Source organism: Streptomyces sp. FXJ1.172 (genome assembly GCF_001636945.3).
GTDB lineage: Bacteria > Actinomycetota > Actinomycetes > Streptomycetales > Streptomycetaceae > Streptomyces.
Genome location: NZ_CP119133.2, coordinates 3,710,080 through 3,727,972, shown reverse-complemented (window position 1 = coordinate 3,727,972; position 17,893 = coordinate 3,710,080). Strand labels below are relative to the sequence as shown.

General features: G+C 73.4%; 9 protein-coding genes. 6 read left to right on the top strand and 3 right to left on the bottom strand.

The annotated features are described in order from the left end of the window. Positions 1-2: 2 nt before the first annotated feature. Both A6P39_RS16390 and A6P39_RS16385 read right to left on the bottom strand, forming a co-directional pair. Complete coding sequence (locus A6P39_RS16390; protein ID WP_067038639.1) at positions 3-1,547, bottom strand: alpha/beta hydrolase; 1,545 nt, start codon at positions 1,545-1,547, stop codon at positions 3-5. A gap of 69 nt (positions 1,548-1,616) precedes the next feature. Then, positions 1,617-4,499 carry a lysylphosphatidylglycerol synthase domain-containing protein gene (locus A6P39_RS16385; RefSeq protein WP_067038638.1) on the bottom strand — a complete coding sequence of 961 codons (2,883 nt, stop codon included), beginning with the start codon at positions 4,497-4,499 and terminating at the stop codon, positions 1,617-1,619. 185 nt (positions 4,500-4,684) lie between these two features. Between A6P39_RS16385 and A6P39_RS16380 the strand changes: the two genes are divergently transcribed. The 5 genes from A6P39_RS16380 (at position 4,685) to nudC (ending at position 15,049) form a co-directional block, all read left to right on the top strand. Continuing rightward, entirely contained in the window at positions 4,685-5,071 is a 387-nt protein-coding gene (locus A6P39_RS16380; RefSeq protein ID WP_067038636.1) for an MGMT family protein, read from the top strand. A gap of 257 nt (positions 5,072-5,328) precedes the next feature. Further along, a complete protein-coding gene (locus tag A6P39_RS16375; protein WP_107304173.1) occupies positions 5,329-8,886 on the top strand; it encodes an ATP-dependent DNA helicase in 3,558 nt (1,185 codons plus the stop codon). A gap of 115 nt (positions 8,887-9,001) precedes the next feature. Continuing rightward, positions 9,002-12,493 carry an ATP-dependent DNA helicase gene (locus tag A6P39_RS16370; protein ID WP_067038634.1) on the top strand — a complete coding sequence of 1,164 codons (3,492 nt, stop codon included), beginning with the start codon at positions 9,002-9,004 and terminating at the stop codon, positions 12,491-12,493. Positions 12,494-12,546: 53 nt separating this feature from the next. Next, the gene (locus A6P39_RS16365; protein WP_067038632.1) at positions 12,547-13,950 is read left to right on the top strand and encodes a dipeptidase; all 1,404 of its coding nucleotides are present in this window, start codon (positions 12,547-12,549) and stop codon (positions 13,948-13,950) included. Between the two features lie 154 nt (positions 13,951-14,104). Further along, positions 14,105-15,049, top strand: coding sequence for an NAD(+) diphosphatase (nudC, locus tag A6P39_RS16360; protein ID WP_067038630.1), 945 nt, complete (start codon positions 14,105-14,107; stop codon positions 15,047-15,049). A 97-nt stretch (positions 15,050-15,146) separates the two neighbouring features. On the opposite strand, the gene A6P39_RS16355 is transcribed toward nudC, so the two are convergent. Beyond that, entirely contained in the window at positions 15,147-15,389 is a 243-nt protein-coding gene (locus A6P39_RS16355; RefSeq protein ID WP_067038628.1) for a mycoredoxin, read from the bottom strand. A 204-nt stretch (positions 15,390-15,593) separates the two neighbouring features. On the opposite strand from A6P39_RS16355, the gene A6P39_RS16350 reads away from it, so the two are divergent. Then, the gene (locus A6P39_RS16350; RefSeq protein WP_199840629.1) at positions 15,594-17,789 is read left to right on the top strand and encodes an ATP-dependent DNA helicase UvrD2; all 2,196 of its coding nucleotides are present in this window, start codon (positions 15,594-15,596) and stop codon (positions 17,787-17,789) included. The last annotated feature ends 104 nt before the right edge of the window (positions 17,790-17,893 follow it).

The following is a 17,893-nucleotide window of genomic DNA, read 5'->3' as shown; positions in this document are numbered from 1 at the left end:
GCTCAAGAACAGACCGCGCCGGTCTTCGGCACCTTCCCGTCCAGCAGGTAGCTGTTCACCGCGCTCTGCACGCACGTGTCCTTGCTGTCGTACGCACCGTGTCCCTGGCCCTTGTACGTCAGCTCGACGCCGACGCCCTTGCCGAGCGCCTCGGCCATCTTCCTCGCACCCTCGTACGGGGTGGCCGGGTCACCGGTGTTGCCGACGACGAGGATGGGCGCCGATCCGGGCGCGCTGACGTCGGGATGGTAGGCGGCGCCCGGCACGGCCCAGTTGGTGCAGCTGATCATGCCCCAGGCCAGGAAGTCCCCGAACAGCGGGGAGGCGGCGCGGAATTCGGGCAGTTTCCGCTGGACGTTGTCCGCGGTGTAGCGAGGCTTCTCGTCGGCACAGCTGATCGCGGTGTTGGCCGCGGTGATGTTGCTGTACCGGCCGTTCTCGTCGCGGCCGTTCATCGAGTCGGACAGCAGCATGAGGATCCTGCCGTCGCCGTCGTAGGCCGCCTCCAGCCCCTCGGTGAGGTATTCCCAGAAGTCCTTCGAATACAGGGACTGCGCGATGCCGTTCGTCGCGGCGGTCCGGGTGAGCCGGCGCGGGGGGATGCCGGAGATCGGTTTCCGGTCCAGGGCGGTCAGCAGCTTCGCGATGCGGTTCTTCACGTCCTGCGGGGTGTCGCCGATCGGGCACTCGGTGGTCTTCGACGTGCAGTCCTGGGCGAAGTTGTCGAGCGCGAGCTGGAAGCCCCTGGCCTGTCCGAGCGCGCTCTGCTCGGGGTCCTGTGTGGGGTCGACGACTCCGTCGAAGACGGCCCGGCCGACGTTCCTGGGGAACAAGTGGGCGTACACACCGCCGAGTTCGGTGCCGTAGGAGATGCCGAAGTAGTACAGCTTGTCGTCGCCGAGGACCTGGCGCAGCAGATCCATGTCGCGGGCCGCGTCCGTGGTCGCCACGTGCGGCAGGATCTTCCTGGAGTTCTTCTCGCAGGCCGCGTTGAACTGCTTGGTGCGGTCCAGCAGCTGGGTGACCTCGGTGCTGTTGTCGGGCGTCGAGTCCTGCTGGAAGTACACATCCAGCTGGGCGTCGCTCTTGCACTCCACCGGCGCGCTGCGGCCGACCCCGCGCGGGTCGAAGCTGACCAGGTCGTAGCGGGTGCGCAGGGCGCTGTAGTCGGAGCCGAACGCGGGCAGTGTGGTGACGCCACTGCCCCCGGGGCCGCCGAAGTTGAACACGAGCGAGCCGATGCGCTTGCTCGCGGGGCCGTCGGCCCGGGTGCGGATCAGCGCGATGCCGATCGTGTCGCCCTTCGGCTTGTTCCAGTCCAGGGGCGCCTTCATGGTGGCGCACTGCCAGGTGCCGCCGTTCGGCAGCGGGGACGGGGCGCTGCCGCCGCCCTCGGCCTCGGACGGGGCCGAGCAGTCCTTCCAGTCCAGCCGCTGCGCCGTGAGGTCCCCGTCCTTGGCGCCGTCGCCGCATCCGGCCAGCAGCGTGGACAGCAGCACGGCGGTGGTGGTCAGGGCGGCGGCGCGCAGCCAGGAGGGGTTCGCCATGCCCCCATCCTCGGGGCGTGCACGCCCCGGCGCGCGGGGCGCGGGCCGTACGAGGTACGGCCCGCGGTCCTACAGGGCTCCCTTGCGGGTGAGCTGGTTGAAGGCGAGCCAGCCCGGCAGCACCGGCAGCCACAGGGTCAGCAGCCGGAACAGCAGAACGGCCGGGGCGGCGACCTCCTTGGGCAGGCCGAAGGCGATCAGGCCGAGCGTGAGGCTCGCCTCGACCGCACCGACGCCGCCCGGGGTGGGCGCCGCGGAGCCGAGCGCGTTGCCGGCGAGGAAGACGACGGCGACGCTGGCGATGCTCAGCGAGGGCGTGCCGTCGCCGAACGCGCGGACGGAGGCGTCCAGGCACATCACGAAGCAGGCGGTCAGCAGGAGCATGCCGCCGATACCGGTGATCAGCTTCTGCGGCCGCTGGAGCACATCGAGCATGCGCGGGACGACACCGGCGAACAGCGACCTCACGCGCGTGACGAGGAACTTCCGCAGGAACGGTACCGAGGTCACCACGAGCACCAGCACCGCCACGGTCAGCAGACCCGCGATGACCGTCCGGGACGGCGACAGCGACGGTGTCTTCTCGGTGCCGGTGAGATAGCCGAAGGTCAGCAGCATCAGGATGTGGCAGCCGAGCCCGAACAGTTGCGACGCGCCGACGCTCGCCACCGCGAGCCCCGCGCGTACGCCGGCGCGCTGCAGGAAGCGCGTGTTGAGGGCGACACCGCCGACCGCGGCCGGCGCCACGATCTTCACGAAGGACCCGGCGACCTGTGCCGCCACCGTCCGCGGGAACGGCACCCGCTCCGGCACGAATCCCAGCAGCGCCATCGCGGCGGCGACGTAGCTGAGCGCGGAGAACGCCACCGCGGCGACCACCCAGCCCCACTGGGCCTGGGCGAACAGCGTGCCGAACTCGATGTGGGTGAGCTGCGTCAGCAGGTAGTAGGCGCCGATCGCACCGGCGATGAAGCTGATGAGCGTGCGCGGCCGCACCCGCTCCAGCCGGGCCGGCTCCACGGGGGCCTGCGGCCTGATCCGCAGCACCTGGTGCCGGATCTGGGTGAGCAGGTCCTCCTCGCGGGCCTCTTCGAGAGCGTCGTCCACGGCCCGCTGCTCCGCGCGCTGCTCGGCGCGGACGGTCTTCTTGTCGGGCTTTTCGAGGGCGGGCCGGCCCGTCTCGGCCGCCTCCTCCAGGCGGATCTGCTTCGCGTGCCGGGACGCCTCCAGGACCGCGTCCCGTTCCCGCTGGGCGCGCTCCCGGGCCAGCCGGCGCAGCGTCGCGCGCGTGGAGCGCGTCAGCGCGATCGGCTGCAGCAGGGGCAGGCAGTCGGCGACCGCGTCCGGGCCGAGCACCCCGACCGCCGAGGCCACCGCCCGCTCGGCGCCCACCCGCAGACCGAGCGTGGTGACCAGCTGGGCCACGTCCATGCGCAGCAGCAGCTCACCGGCCGCGATCTCGCCGCCGCGCAATTCGGTGAGGATCACCGTGCCGGAACGATCCACCAGAATCGCGTCACCCGCGAGTCTGCGGTGCGCGATGCGCCGCGACTGCAGCGCCTGCACCTGGCGCCAGGTGTTGCGCAACAGTTCGTCGGTGATGTCCTCGTCGGCCAGCGAGTCCAGGGTGCGCCCGCCGCTGTGCTCGTAGACGAGCATGACGGCGTCGGGGCCGAGTTCGGAGGTGGCGATCAGCTTGGGCGCGTTGGCGCCCGCCGCGATCGCCGCGTACGCCAGCAGGGCCTCCTGCTCCAGCGCCTGGCGCAGCGACTGGAGGCTGGAGCGGGTGGCGAAGCCGCGCAGGGTCAGATTGCGCCACGCCCGGTAGAAGAAGCCCTGGGCCTGCTGTTCCCGGTCGACGACCGTGACGTCCAGCGGCGGGCCGTCCTCCAGGGTGACGAAGTAGCGCCGGCCGCGGTCGCCGTTCTCCGTCTCCACGGCCTCCTCGCGCGCGGTGGCGACGGGGTGGAAGCCGACGTGCCTGAGGCCCGCCATCAGGGTCTGCCCGGTGGGGCGGACGTTGGGGGAGCCGACCGCGTACAGCGTGCCGTAGGCGATCGTCCAGCCGATCAGCACCGTCAGGATGATCGAGAACGGTGTCGTGTAGCCGGTGACCAGCATGGAGAACGCGTCGAGCAGCAGCACGATCCACAGCACCGCACGCCATCTGGGTCTGCGGGACATGCCGACGGCCGTCATGTAGGCGATGACGGGTGCCAGGTAGCCGTGCACGGGGTCGGTCAGGGCGTGGATGTCGCCCGGGGAGGGCTGGGTGAGTGCCTCCTGGATCGAGCCGGGCGCGGCGCGCGCCACCCACAGGTCGGTCGCGAGGGTCACCCCGTGGGCGAGGACGGCGGCGAGGACGCCGTCGGCGATGCGCAGCCCGTCGCGTTTGATCAGCCGCTCGATCGCGAAGGCGACCGGCACCAGCAGGATCGCGATGCTGGACGCCAGCCCCGCGAACCTGATCAGCAGGTCGGGGGCCTGGCCGGTGCCCTTGTTGATGTCCTGTTCGAGGCCCGAGGTGGTGCCGTGCGCGAACGCGGCGATCGCCAGCAGCACCACGATCGCGAGCACGCCCACCAGGAGCCGCATGAGGTCGGACGGGCGGTGCACGCGCGCGGGGAGCAGCGGCTCGTCGCCCTCCACCTCGTCGGCGTGCGGCTCGTCGTCGGCGCCCGGACCGTGGTCGGGGGGCGTGTTCTCAGAAACGTGCGCCCCCTGGGTGTCGTGGCTGTCGTCGGCACGCGCGCCTGCGCCGTGGCTCTCCCGAGCCCCGGCATCGTCCCCACGCGCGCGCGTGGCGTCGTTGTGCGGATCCGTGTCCTTGCGCGGACCGGTGTCTTCCTGGTGTGCGCCGGTGCCGTCCTTGCCGGCGCCGGCGGCGTCCGGGCGCGCGGCGGCGTCAGGGGTGCCCGCCGCGCCTTCGGGGTGCACGCCCTGCTGATTCATGGTCTCTTCTTGGTCTCGTATCACCGGTCACCGCCCGCACGATGGTGGCATGCCCCACCGACACACGGGGGCATCAGGGTGCGGATGCGCGGGCGCACAGTCTGCCCGAAGCGCCGTCCGGGAGCGAGAGGGCCGTGCTCCCGGTCCGCACCACGATGTCGGCGCGGTGCGGCAGGATGGGACGAATGAGCGAGCAGAGCACTGCCGAGGACGCCCGCGAGGGGTACGCGGAAGCGCTGCCGGAGTACGCCGAGCGGGTCCTCGAGGTCGCCGAGCGGGTTCCGCCGGGACGTGTGATGACCTACGGCGATGTCGCCGAGTGGCTCGAGGAGGGGGGACCGCGTCAGGTCGGCCGGGTGATGTCGCTGTACGGAGGCGCCGTCCCGTGGTGGCGGGTCGTCCGTGCCGACGGCGTGCTGCTGCCCGGGCACGAACTGCGCGCCCTCGACCACTACCGCGCGGAGGGCACACCGCTGAAAGAGGCGGGCAGGAACGCCGAGGGGCATCTGCCACGGCTGGACATGCGGCGGGCCCGATGGGACGGCGGGGCGGACGCGGAGGGTCACACCTGACAGCTTCCGCCATCGGATGCCATCAGGGAGAGCCTGTGGCCCGTACGGGGGACAGCGGGGACATCCGTGGCATGACGTACGTTCGATGAATGTGGGACTCGCGTGGCGCGAGCGCCGCGAGGGAAGAAGCGGAAGCCCTGCTTCCGGCCGGAGCGGCGGCGTAGCGTCGGCTGCACCCGTCCCCCTCACCCCGCGGCCACCGCCTCGCGCGCGTGACCGCACGCCCACCCGCACGACCACCAGGACCGGCCGACCACGTGAGCTTCTCCTCCTTCACCGGACGCCTGCCACACCCCCAGGTGCAGCAGGGGAGCCGTGGCGCTTACCGACTGGTCCGTACCCCGCCGGCCATGGTGGATCCCCCTCAACTGGACGCGGCACAGCGCGCCGTGGTTGACCACCGGTCCGGACCGCTGCTCGTCCTCGCGGGCCCCGGCACCGGCAAGACCACCACCCTGGTCGAGTCCGTGGCCGCCAGGATCGCCGGCGGCGGGGACCCGGAGCGCATCCTGGTGCTGACGTTCAGCCGCAAGGCCGCCGTCGCCCTGCGCGACCGCATGGCCCTGCGCATGGGCGCCGCCCGCGCACCCAGGGCGACCACCTTCCACTCGTACTGCTACGCCCTGGTCCGCGCCCACCAGGACAGCGACCGGTTCGCCGAGCCGCTGCGCCTGCTCTCCGGACCCGAGCAGGACGTCGCCGTCCGCGAGCTGCTCGCCGGACAGCCCGAGCTGGAGCGGCTCGGCCTCACCCACGTGCGCTGGCCCGACGAACTGCGCGCCTGCCTGACCACGCGCGGCTTCGCCGACGAGGTTCGCGCCGTCCTCGCCCGCAGCCGCGAGCTGGGTCTCGGCCCCGAGGCCCTGGACGCCTTCGCCCGCCGTATCGGCCGCCCCGACTGGCGCGCCGCCGCCGCGTTCCTCGCCGAGTACCTGGACGTGCTCGACCTGCAGGGCGTGATCGACTACGCGGAACTGGTCCACCGCGCGGTCCTGCTCGCCCGCCGCCCCGACACCGCCGCACGGCTCGCGGCCCGGTACGACGCCGTGTACGTCGACGAGTACCAGGACACCGACCCCGCCCAGGTACGGCTCCTGCACGCACTGGCCGGCGGCGGACGGACCCTGGTCGCCTTCGGCGATCCCGACCAGTCGATCTACGCCTTCCGGGGCGCCGATGTGAACGGCATCCTCGACTTCCCCGCGGCCTTCCCGCGCGCCGACGGCCGCCCCGCTCCCGTCGAGGTGCTGCGCACCGCGCGCCGCTCCGGCGCCGCCCTGCTGGCCGCCACGCGCCTGATCACCCAGCGCATGCCGCTGCCCCGGCTGCCCGCCGAGAAGGTGCGCGCCCACCGCGAGCCGGCCGCGGTGCGGGACGGGGGGCGCGTGGAGGTCTACACGTACCCGACGCCCGGTACAGAAATGGACAACATCGCGGACGTCCTGCGCCGCGCGCACCTTGAGGACGGCGTCCGCTGGAGCGACATGGCCGTCCTGGTCCGCGCCGGATCCCGCCTGCCGACCCTGCGTCGCGCCCTCACCGCGGCCGGCGTACCGCTGGACATCGACGGCGACGACCTGCCCCTGCGGCACGAGCCGGCGGTGGCCCCGCTGCTGACGGCCCTGCGCGCGGTGGCCACCGCGGAGGCCCGGCACCGCGAGGAGGGTGCCGCCGCGCCCACCCTCGAGAGCGAGCCTGTCCCGGCCGAAGCCGCTGCTGAAGAAGCGCTCCCCGAAGGGACCGCCGGTGCCGCCGAAGAGGCCGCTGATTCGGATACAGCCGATTCGGACACGGCCGCCGAGGGCGCGGCTCTTGAGGGCGCCGCCGAGGGCACCGCTCTTCAGGACGCCGCGTCCGAAGACGCCGCGTCCGAAGACGCCGCCGCCGATGACGCCGCGCCCGAGGACTCCGAAGACACCGGAGCGCCGGCTCCGGACGCCTCCTGGCTCGGCATCGAGGCCGCGCTCACCCTGCTCACCTCCCCCCTCGCCGGCATGGACGCGGCCGATCTGCGCCGGCTCGGACGGGCGCTGCGCGAGGAGGAGCGCGCGGCCGGCAATCCGCTGCCGCCCCCGTCCGACGAACTGCTCGCGCGGGCGCTCGCCGAGCCCGAGCGGCTGGCCGTGCACGACCCGGCGTACGCGCGCGGAGCGCAGCGCCTCGGCGCGCTGCTGCGCAAGGCCCGCGCACGTCTCGCGGGCGGCGGTACGGCCGAGGAGGCGCTGTGGGACCTGTGGGAGGGCACACCCTGGCCCGCCCGCCTGGAGCGGGCCGCCCGGCGCGGCGGCGCGGCCGGCCGCAACGCCGACCGCGACCTGGACGCCGTGTGCGCGCTGTTCGCCAAAGCCGCGCGCGCGGAGGAGCGCACCGGGGGCCGTGGCGCCCTGAACTTCCTGGAGGAGATCGAGGCCGAGGACATCGCCGCCGACACGCTCGCGCGCCGCGCGGTGCGCCCCGACGCCGTCCGCGTGATGACCGCCCACCGCGCGAAGGGCCTTCAGTGGCGGCTGGTGGTCGTCGCCGGCGTCCAGGAGGGGCTGTGGCCCGACCTGCGCCGCCGCGGCTCCCTCCTGGAGGCCGACCGCATCGGCCGCGACGGACTCGCCGAACCACTCACGCCGGGCGCGCTGCTCGCCGAGGAGCGCCGACTGTTCTACGTCGCCGCCACGCGCGCGTGCGACCGCCTGGTCGTGACCGCGGTGAAGGCACCGGCCGACGACGGCGATCAGCCGTCCCGGTTCCTGACCGAACTCGGCGTCGAGCCGAAGGACGTCACCGGCCGCCCGCGCCGCCCGCTGTCCGTGGCCGCGCTCGTGGCCGAGCTGCGCGCCACCACCGTCGACCCGCGCGTGTCCGCCGCCCTGCGGGAGGCCGCCGCCGGGCGGCTGGCCCGGCTCGCGGCCCTCGCCGACGAGGACGGCCGCCCCCTGGTGCCCTCCGCGCACCCCTACCGCTGGTGGGGCATGTACGACCCGACGGAGAGCAAGGTGCCGCTGCGCCACCACGACCAGCCGGTCGTGCTCTCCGGCAGCGCCCTCGACCAGCTCGCGAACACCTGCGCGCTGCAGTGGTTCCTGGGGCGCGAAGTGAAGGCGGATGCCCCGGCCACCACCGCACAGGGCTTCGGCAACGTCGTCCACGTCCTCGCCGACGAGGTCGCCTCCGGGCGTACCCCGGCCGACCTCGACGTCCTCATGGAACGCCTGGACTCGGTGTGGAACGCGCTCGCCTTCGACGCGCCCTGGAAGTCGCGGCAGGAGAAGGACAACGCGCGCGCGGCGCTCGAACGCTTCCTGAACTGGCACGTCCTGGACCGCACCGGGCGCACCCCCGTGGCGAGCGAGCAGGACTTCGACGTCACCCTCGAGGCGGGCGACTACCAGGTCCGCATCCGCGGCCAGATGGACCGCGTGGAGACGGACGGCGAGGGCCGCGCCTACGTGGTGGACTTCAAGACCGGCAAACAGGCGCCCAGCGCCGCCGAGGTGGCCCGCCACCCCCAGCTCGCCGTCTACCAGCTCGCCGTCCGCGAGGGCGCCGCCGACGAGGCCTTCGGCGGCGTACGTCCCGAACCGGGCGGCGCCGAACTGGTCCACCTCAGGCAGGGCGCCGCCAAGCGCGACGGAGGCGACAGTCTGCCCAGGACGCAGTCCCAGGAACCGCTGTCGGGGGAGTGGGCCGGCGAGCTGCTGGCCACCGCCGCCGGGAAGGTCCTCGACGAGCGGTTCGCGCCGAGCACCGGCCAGCACTGCACCCACTGCGCGTTCCGGGCCTCCTGCAGCGCCCGGCCCGAAGGGCGGCACGTGGTGGAGTGAACCACCGCGGAGGCAGGAGTGACGCACGGCACCACACGCGCTGACCTGCGTTTCTTCCGCCCCGTGCGGTCGATCCGTCCCCGGCTGTCAGTACCCGCCGCTAGCCTTTTCCGACATGCCCGCCCGTATCACCGATCCCGACCAGCTCAAGGAGCTGCTGGGTATCCCGTTCACCCCGGAGCAGACGGCCTGCATCACCGCGCCGCCCGCCCCGCAGGTGATCGTGGCCGGAGCCGGGTCGGGCAAGACCACCGTGATGGCCGCGCGCGTGGTCTGGCTGGTCGGCACCGGACAGGTCGCCCCCGAACAGGTCCTCGGCCTGACCTTCACCAACAAGGCCGCCGGAGAGCTGGCCGAACGCGTCCGCAAGGCACTGGTCAAGGCCGGCATCACCGACCCCGACGTCATCGACCCCGACAACCCGCCCGGCGAGCCGGTGATCTCGACGTACCACGCGTTCGCGGGCCGGCTGCTGACCGACCACGGCCTGCGCATCGGCCTGGAGCCCACCTCCCGGCTGCTCGCCGACGCCACCCGCTACCAGCTCGCCGCGCGCGTGCTGCGCGAGGCGCCCGGCCCCTACCCCGCGCTCACCCGCTCCTTCGCCGACCTCGTCAGCGACCTGCTCGCCCTCGACTCCGAACTCGCCGAGCACCTCGTCGACCCCGAGGAGCTGCGTGCCTTTGACGCGGACCTGTTGCGCACCCTCCAGGGCGCCAAGCTCACCAACGCCGACCTGCGCAAGGTCCCCGAGACGGCCGCCGCCCGCCGTGAACTCGCCGAACTCGTCCAGCGCTACCGGGTCGCCAAACGCGCACGCGACCTGCTCGACTTCGGCGACCAGATCGCCCTGTCCGCCCGCCTCGCCCGCATCCCCGACGTGGGCCGCCTGCTGCGCGAGGAGTTCCGCGTGGTGCTCCTGGACGAGTACCAGGACACCTCCGTGGCCCAACGCGTCCTGCTGGCGGGCCTGTTCGGCGGCGGTACGGGCCACCCGGTGACCGCCGTCGGCGACCCCTGCCAGGCCATCTACGGCTGGCGAGGCGCCTCCGTCGCGAACCTGGACGACTTCCCCGCACACTTCGCGCACGCCGGGGGCCGCCCCGCCACCCGGCAGGCGCTCAGCGAGAACCGCCGAAGCGGCGGCCGCCTCCTCGACCTCGCCAACGGCCTCGCCGAGCCCCTGCGCGCCATGCACGCGGGCGTGGAGGCCCTGCGCCCGGCTCCCGGCGCCGAGTACGACGGCACGGTCCGCTGCGCCCTGCTGCGCACGCACGCCGAGGAGATCGACTGGCTCGCCGACTCGATCGCCCACCTCGTGCGCACCGGCACGGCCCCCGGCGAGATCGCCGTCCTGTGCCGTACGGCGACCGACTTCGCACAGATCCAGGGCGCCCTCGTATCCCGTGACGTCCCGGTCGAGGTGGTGGGCCTGTCCGGGCTGCTGCACCTGCCCGAGGTCGCCGACCTCGTCGCCGTCTGCGAGGTGCTGCAGGACCCCGGCGCCAACGCCTCCCTGGTGCGCCTGCTGACCGGGCCGCGCTGGCGCATCGGCCCCCGCGACCTCGCCCTGCTGGGCCGCCGCGCCCGCCTGCTCGTCGCCCACGCGCGCGTGGACGACGGTGACGACCCCGACCGCCGGCTCGCCGCCGCCGTCGAAGGGGTCGACCCGTCCGAGGTGATATCGCTCGCGGACGCCCTCGACACGTTCCTCGAAGCGCCCATGGACGCCGAGGCGGATGACGACGGGCTGCCGTTCTCGCCGGACGCGCGCGTGCGCTTCGCGCGCCTGGCCGCCGAACTGCGCGACCTGCGCCGTTCCCTGTCCGACCCGCTGATGGACGTCCTGCACCGCGTCCTGGCCGTCACCGGCCTGGAGGTGGAGCTGTCGGCGTCGCCGCACGCCCTGGCCGCCCGCCGCCGCGAGACCCTGTCCAACTTCCTGGACATCGCCGCCTCCTTCGCGGCCGGCGACGGCGAGGCCACCCTGCTCGCTTTCCTCGGCTTCCTGCGCACCGCCGCCCAGTACGAGAAGGGCCTCGACAACGCCCTGCCCGGCGGCGAGAACACCGTCAAGGTGCTCACCGCCCACAAGTCCAAGGGCCTGGAATGGGACGTCGTGGCCGTCCCCGGCCTGGTCGAGGGCACGTTCCCCAGCGCCCAGGGCCGCGAGAAGTGGACGGCGCAGGCCAAGGTGGTGCCCCACGCCCTGCGCGGCGACGCCGACACCCTGCCCGACGCCGCCGGCTGGGACTCACGCGGCATGAAGGCCTTCCACGAGGCCATGAAGGACCACCAGCACACCGAGGAGCTGCGCCTCGGCTACGTCACCTTCACCCGCCCCCGCTCCCTCCTGCTCGGCTCCGGCCACTGGTGGGGGCCCAGCCAGAAGAGACCGCGCGGCCCGTCCGGCTTCCTCCAGGCCCTGTACGAGCACTGCGCCGCCGGACACGGGGAGATCGAGGAGTGGGCGGACGAGCCCGCCGAGGACGAGGAGAACCCCGCCCTGCACGCGGCCACCGCCGACCAGGTGTGGCCGCTCCCGCTGGACGACACCGCCCTGGCCCGCCGCCGGGCGGCCGCCGAGACCGTCCTCGCCCACCTGGACGGCCTCACCGCCCGGGACACCGGTCACCCGCCGGCCACCCACGACCCCGCCCTCGTCGACGACCCGGACTGGCCGACACCGCCGGACGAGGATCCCTACGGGGACGAGCCGTACGACGAGCGCGCAGCGGCCTTCCCGTACGACGAGGACCCCTTCGGGGACGAGGAACCGCCGTACGACGCGGACGCCCCCGCCCCTGACGCCCCCGCCGGCCGGGACACCGCCCGGCCCGCCGTCCCCCACCAGGTGCCCGCCCCCCGGCGCCACCCCCGCCCCGCCGAGCCGCAGCCCACCCCCGAGGAGGCCCGCACCATCGCCTCCTGGGACCGCGACCTGGACGCGCTCACCGGGGAGCTGCTGCGCGCCCGGCAGGCCGTCACGGACGTCCCCCTGCCCGTCACACTGACCGCGTCCCAGCTGATGCTCCTGGCCGAGGACCCCGATGGGCTCGCACAGGAACTCGCGCGCCCCATGCCGCGCCCCCCGCAACCGGCCGCACGCCGGGGCACCCGCTTCCACGCCTGGGTCGAAGCCCGCTTCGAGGAGCTGACGCTGCCCCTGCTGGAACCCGACGAGCTGCCCGGCAGCGACGCCGAGATCGCCGACGAACAGGATCTTCAGGCCCTGAAGGAGGCCTTCGAACGCAGCGCCTACGCCCAGCGCACCCCCTACCGGGTCGAGGCCCCCTTCCAGCTCACCCTCGCCGGCCGCGTCGTACGAGGCCGCATCGACGCGGTCTACCGATACGGCGACGGCGACGAGACGACGTACGAGATCGTCGACTGGAAGACCAGCCGCACGCGGACCGCCGACCCGCTCCAGCTCGCGGTGTACCGGCTGGCCTGGGCCGAGCAGCAGGGCGTTTCGCCGGAGTCGGTCACGGCCGCCTTCCTGTACGTGCGCACCGGCGAGGTCGTACGCCCCGCAGGCCTGCCCGGCCGGGCCGCGCTGGAGCGGCTGCTCACGGGCGAGCCGCAGGCGGTGCGGGAGGCGGACTGAGTGTGACGAACCGCCCGCCGAGGATGTCGGTGCGGGCCGATAGGCTCGTGAGCATGAGCCAGACCCCGGACAGCGCCGTCCGCACGTACATCGAGCAGCACCGCGCCGCCTTCCTCGACGACCTCGCCGCATGGCTGCGCATCCCCTCCGTGTCGGCCCAGCCCGACCACGCGCCCGACGTACGGCGCAGCGCCGACTGGCTCGCCGCCAAGCTCCAGGAGACCGGCTTCCCGACCGTCGAGGTCTGGCAGACCCCCGGCGCCCCGGCCGTCTTCGCCGAGTGGCCCTCGGGAGACCCCGAGGCCCCCACCCTCCTCGTCTACGGCCACCACGACGTACAGCCCGCCGCCCGCGAGGACGGCTGGGACAGCGACCCCTTCGAGCCGGTCGTCCGCGGAAACCGGCTCCACGCGCGCGGGGCGGCCGACGACAAGGGCCAGGTGTTCTTCCACACACTCGGCGTCCGTGCCCACCTCGCCGCCACCGGCCGCCCCGCCCCCGCGGTCAGCCTGAAGCTGCTGATCGAGGGCGAGGAGGAATCCGGCTCCCCGCACTTCCGGGCCCTCGTGGAGGAGCGTGCCGGGCGCCTCGCGGCCGACGCCGTGATCGTCTCCGACACCGGCATGTGGTCCGAGGACACCCCGACCGTGTGCACCGGCATGCGCGGCCTCGCCGAGTGCGAGATCCGCCTGTACGGCCCCGACCAGGACATCCACTCCGGCTCCTTCGGCGGCGCCGTACCGAACCCGGCCACCGCCGCCGCCCGCCTGGTCGCCGCCCTGCACGACGAGCACGCGCGCGTGGCCGTCCCCGGCTTCTACGACGGCGTCGTCGAACTGACCGACCGCGAGCGCGAGCTGTTCGCCGAGCTGCCCTTCGACGAGGAGCGCTGGCTGCACACCGCCAAGTCCCGCGCCACCCACGGCGAGGCCGGGCACACCACCCTCGAGCGGATCTGGGCCCGCCCGACCGCCGAGGTCAACGGCATCGGCGGCGGATACCAGGGCCCGGGCAGCAAGACGATCATCCCGTCCTCGGCCATGGTGAAGCTGTCGTTCCGGCTGGTCGCGGGCCAGGAGCCCGAGCACATCGAGAAGGCCGTGCGCGCCTGGGCCACCGAGCAGGTGCCCGCCGGGATCCGCTGCGAGATCGACTTCGGCTCGGCCACGCGCCCGTGCCTGACCCCGCTCGACCACCCCGCGCTGCAGTCCGTGGCCCGCGCCATGGGCCGCGCCTTCGAGGGACCGGTCCGCTTCACCCGGGAGGGCGGCTCCGGACCCGCCGCCGACCTCCAGGAAGTCCTCGGTGCCCCCGTGCTCTTCCTGGGCATCTCCGTCCCCTCCGACGGCTGGCACGCCCCCAACGAGAAGGTCGAACTGGACCTCCTCCTCAAGGGCGTCGAAACCAGCGCCTATCTGTGGGGTGACCTGGCCGAGAACTGGCGTCCCATGCCCTGACCGGACCGCGCCGTACGGGAAGCCGTCGCGCGCGGGGCACACTGGAGGAACCGCCCCGCACGCCCCGCCCCCGCCCGGCCCGGTGCCCCACGCCCTACGTCCCGCCGAACCGCCCGCCGAACGAACCGCTGTACTGGGGGAGTTGGAAGCACCCGTGACCACCTGGACCGACGACACAGCCGACCGACCCATCTCGCTGACCGCCCCGAGCGGCATCGACCGCGCCGCCCACCACCGGCTCGACGAAGCCTGGCTCGCGGCGGCGTGGAGCCACCCCACGACCCGCTGCTTCGTGGTCTCCGGCGGCCAGGTGCTCATCGACGAGACCCCGGACGGCCGGACCGAACTCGTCATGACGCCCTCCTTCGAGGCCCCGCTCACCGAGGCCCACCGCTACTTCCTCGGCACCGACGAGGACGGCGTCAGCTACTTCGCGCTGCAGAAGGACGCGCTGCCCGGCCGCATCGACCAGTCCGCGCGCCCCGCGGGCCTGCGCGAGGCGGGCCTGCTGCTGTCGCCGCGCGACACCGGCCTCATGGTGCACGCGGTCGGCCTGGAGAACTGGCAGCGCACCCACCGCTTCTGCTCCCGCTGCGGCGAGCGCACGGTCATCGCCGCCGCCGGACACATCCGCCGCTGCCCGGCCTGCGGCGCCGAGCACTACCCGCGCACCGACCCGGCCGTGATCATGGCGGTGACCGACGCGGACGACCGCATCCTGCTCGGCCGCCAGGTCCACTGGCCCGAGGGCCGCTTCTCCACGCTCGCCGGCTTCGTCGAGCCCGGCGAGTCCATCGAGCAGGCGGTGCGCCGCGAGGTGTCCGAGGAGGTCGGCGTCACCGTCGGCTCCGTGGAGTACGTGGCCAGCCAGCCCTGGCCCTTCCCGTCCAGCCTGATGCTGGGCTTCATGGCCCGTGCCACGTCCACCGAGATCGACGTGGACGGCGACGAGATCCATGAGGCCCGCTGGTTCTCCCGCGAGGAACTCCGCGAGGCCTTCGAGTCCGGCGAGGTGATGCCGCCCTACGGCATCTCCATCGCGGCCCGCCTGATCGAGATGTGGTACGGCAAGCCGCTGCCGACCCGCAGCTTCGTCTGAGCACCGCACCGGTCACTTCCCGGGACACGGCACAGCGGGGCGGCCCCTGACTCTCAGGGGCCGCCCCGCTGCGGTCACCGCGGAAACCCGCGGAGCGTCACACGCCGATCTTCTGCTTCACCTGGGCCAGCGACGGGTTCGTCAGCGTGCTGCCGTCCGCGAAGAGCACGGTCGGCACCGTCTGGTTCCCGCCGTTGGCCTTCTCCACGAACGCGGCCGACTCGGGGTCCTGCTCGATGTTGATCTCGGTGTAGCCGATGCCCTCCCGGTCCAGCTGCTTCTTCAGCCGCTGGCAGTAGCCGCACCAAGTCGTGCTGTACATCGTCACAGTGCCCTGCATGTCTCTCGCGCTCCTCAGGCAGCTCGGAAAAGATTGTCCGGCTGGAGAACGTACGCGACGGGCCGGCCATTCCCGCCCGGGGTATGCGCCTCTCACCCGGGTTGTCCACAGGCGGCTGTGACGCCTGCCGCATTAGTACGACAAAGGGGACCCGCCTGTGGACAACCGCCACGGCTGTCCCGGACGACCTGGCAGCATTGCGGTGTGACAGCAGCAACGCACTCCACCCTCTTCCCGCAGGTACCGGACTCTGCCGACGCGGTGCTCGAAGGGCTCGACCCCGAGCAGCGCGCGGTGGCCACCGCGCTGCACGGCCCGGTGTGCGTCCTCGCCGGAGCGGGCACGGGCAAGACCCGGGCGATCACCCACCGCATCGCCTACGGGGTGCGCGCCGGCATCCTGCAGCCCCCCAGCGTGCTCGCCGTCACCTTCACCAACCGCGCCGCGGGAGAGATGCGCGGCCGGCTGCGCCAGCTCGGCGCTCAAGGGGTCCAGGCCCGCACGTTCCACTCCGCCGCACTGCGCCAGCTCCAGTACTTCTGGCCGAAAGCGATTGGTGGCGGCATGCCCCGGCTCGTCGACCGCAAGATCCAGCTCGTCGCGGACGCGGCCGCCGCCTGCGGCACCAGGCTGGACCGCGGCGAGCTGCGGGACGTCACCGCCGAGATCGAATGGTCCAAGGTCACCCAGACCGTCCCCGCCGACTACCCGTACGCGGCCGCGAAGGCCGGCCGAGAGGCCCCCCGCGCCCCCGCCGAGATCGCCCACCTCTACGCGGCCTACGAAGACCTCAAACGCGACCGCGGAGTGATCGACTTCGAGGACGTCCTGCTGCTGACCGTCGCGATCCTCCAGGACCGCAACGACATCGCCGACCAGGTCCGCGCGCAGTACCAGCACTTCGTCGTCGACGAGTACCAGGACGTCAGCCCGCTGCAGCAGCGGCTGCTGGAGCTGTGGCTCGGCGACCGCGACAGCCTGTGCGTCGTCGGCGACGCCAGCCAGACCATCTACTCGTTCACGGGAGCAACCCCCGACCATCTGCTCGACTTCCGGACCAGACACCCGGGAGCCACCGTCGTGAAGCTCGTCCGCGACTACCGCTCCACCCCCCAGGTGGTCCACCTCGCCAACGGCCTGCTCGCCCAGGCCCGCGGCCGCGCCGCCGACCACCGGCTGGAACTGGTCTCCCAGCGCGCCCCGGGCCCCGAGCCGGTCCACGCCGAGTACACCGACGAGCCGGCCGAGGCCGAGGGCGCCGCCCGCCGCATCCGCGAGCTGATCGACGCGGGCGTCCCGGCCGCCGAGATCGCCGTCCTGTTCCGTACGAACGCCCAGTCCGAGACCTACGAGCAGGCCCTCGCCGACGCCGGCGTCCCCTACCAGCTGCGCGGCGCCGAGCGCTTCTTCGACCGGCCCGAGGTCCGCAAGGCCGGCATCGCCCTGCGCGGCGCGGCCCGCTTCGGCGGCAACGACTCCCTGCTGGACGACGCCGTCGACCTCCCCTCCCAGGTCCGTGCGGTGCTGTCCGGGGAGGGCTGGACCAGCGAGCCCCCGGCGGGCTCCGGCGCCGCCAGGGAGCGCTGGGAGTCCCTGGCCGCTCTCGTCAACCTCGCGCACGACCTCGCCGCGGCCGGCCCGAAGGCCACCCTCGCCGACTTCGTGGCGGAGCTGGACGAGCGGGCGGGCGCCCAGCACGCCCCCACCGTCCAGGGCGTCACCCTCGCCTCCCTGCACGCCGCCAAGGGCCTGGAGTGGGACGTCGTCTTCCTGGTCGGCGTCGCCGAGGGCATGCTGCCCATCACCTACGCCAAGACCGACGAGCAGATCGAGGAGGAACGCCGGCTCCTCTACGTCGGCGTCACCCGCGCGCGGGAACGGCTCCACATTTCCTGGGCCCTGTCCCGCTCGCCCGGCGGGCGGCCCAGCCGCAGACCCAGCCGCTTCCTCGACGGCCTGCGCCCCGGCACCACTGCCGCCGCCGGCCACACCGGCACCGTCGCCGGCGCGGGCGTCGAACGCGGCACCGGCCGCGACACCGTCGCCGTACCCCGTCGCGCCCAGCGCACCCCCGCCCGCTGCCGGGTCTGCGGCCGGACGCTCACCGAGGCGGGCGAGATGAAGCTGATGCGCTGCGAGGACTGCCCGTCGGACATGGACGAAGGGCTCTACGAACGGCTGCGCGAGTGGCGGGCGGTCCAGGCCGGGCGCAGCGGACAGCCGGACTTCTGCGTCTTCACCGACCGGACCCTGATGGCCATCGCCGAGGCCCGGCCCGAGAGTTCCGCCGAACTGTCCCGCATCCCCGGCGTCCTCAGCCGCAAGCTGCGCAGCTACGGAGCCGAGGTTCTGGCCATCTGTGCAGGTCAGGACGTCAGCGAAGCCGTCGGTGACGACTGATGCGAACTCGTCGAAAAAATAGTTTGCGCATGCCCCAGCAATCCCCATAGGTTCTAGGCACGGAAGCAGCGGCCTTCTCGAAGGCAGCCGCTCCGTGATGTACT

What these genes read in the sequence shown, in the direction of transcription:
- A6P39_RS16380 (WP_067038636.1), top strand. Translation starts at nt 4,685, where the DNA reads ATGAGCGAGCAGAGCACTGCCGAGGACGCCCGCGAGGGGTACGCGGAA.
- A6P39_RS16370 (WP_067038634.1), top strand. Translation starts at nt 9,002, where the DNA reads ATGCCCGCCCGTATCACCGATCCCGACCAGCTCAAGGAGCTGCTGGGT.
- A6P39_RS16390 (WP_067038639.1), bottom strand. Translation starts at nt 1,547, where the DNA reads ATGGCGAACCCCTCCTGGCTGCGCGCCGCCGCCCTGACCACCACCGCC.
- A6P39_RS16355 (WP_067038628.1), bottom strand. Translation starts at nt 15,389, where the DNA reads ATGCAGGGCACTGTGACGATGTACAGCACGACTTGGTGCGGCTACTGC.
- A6P39_RS16365 (WP_067038632.1), top strand. Translation starts at nt 12,547, where the DNA reads ATGAGCCAGACCCCGGACAGCGCCGTCCGCACGTACATCGAGCAGCAC.
- A6P39_RS16385 (WP_067038638.1), bottom strand. Translation starts at nt 4,499, where the DNA reads ATGAATCAGCAGGGCGTGCACCCCGAAGGCGCGGCGGGCACCCCTGAC.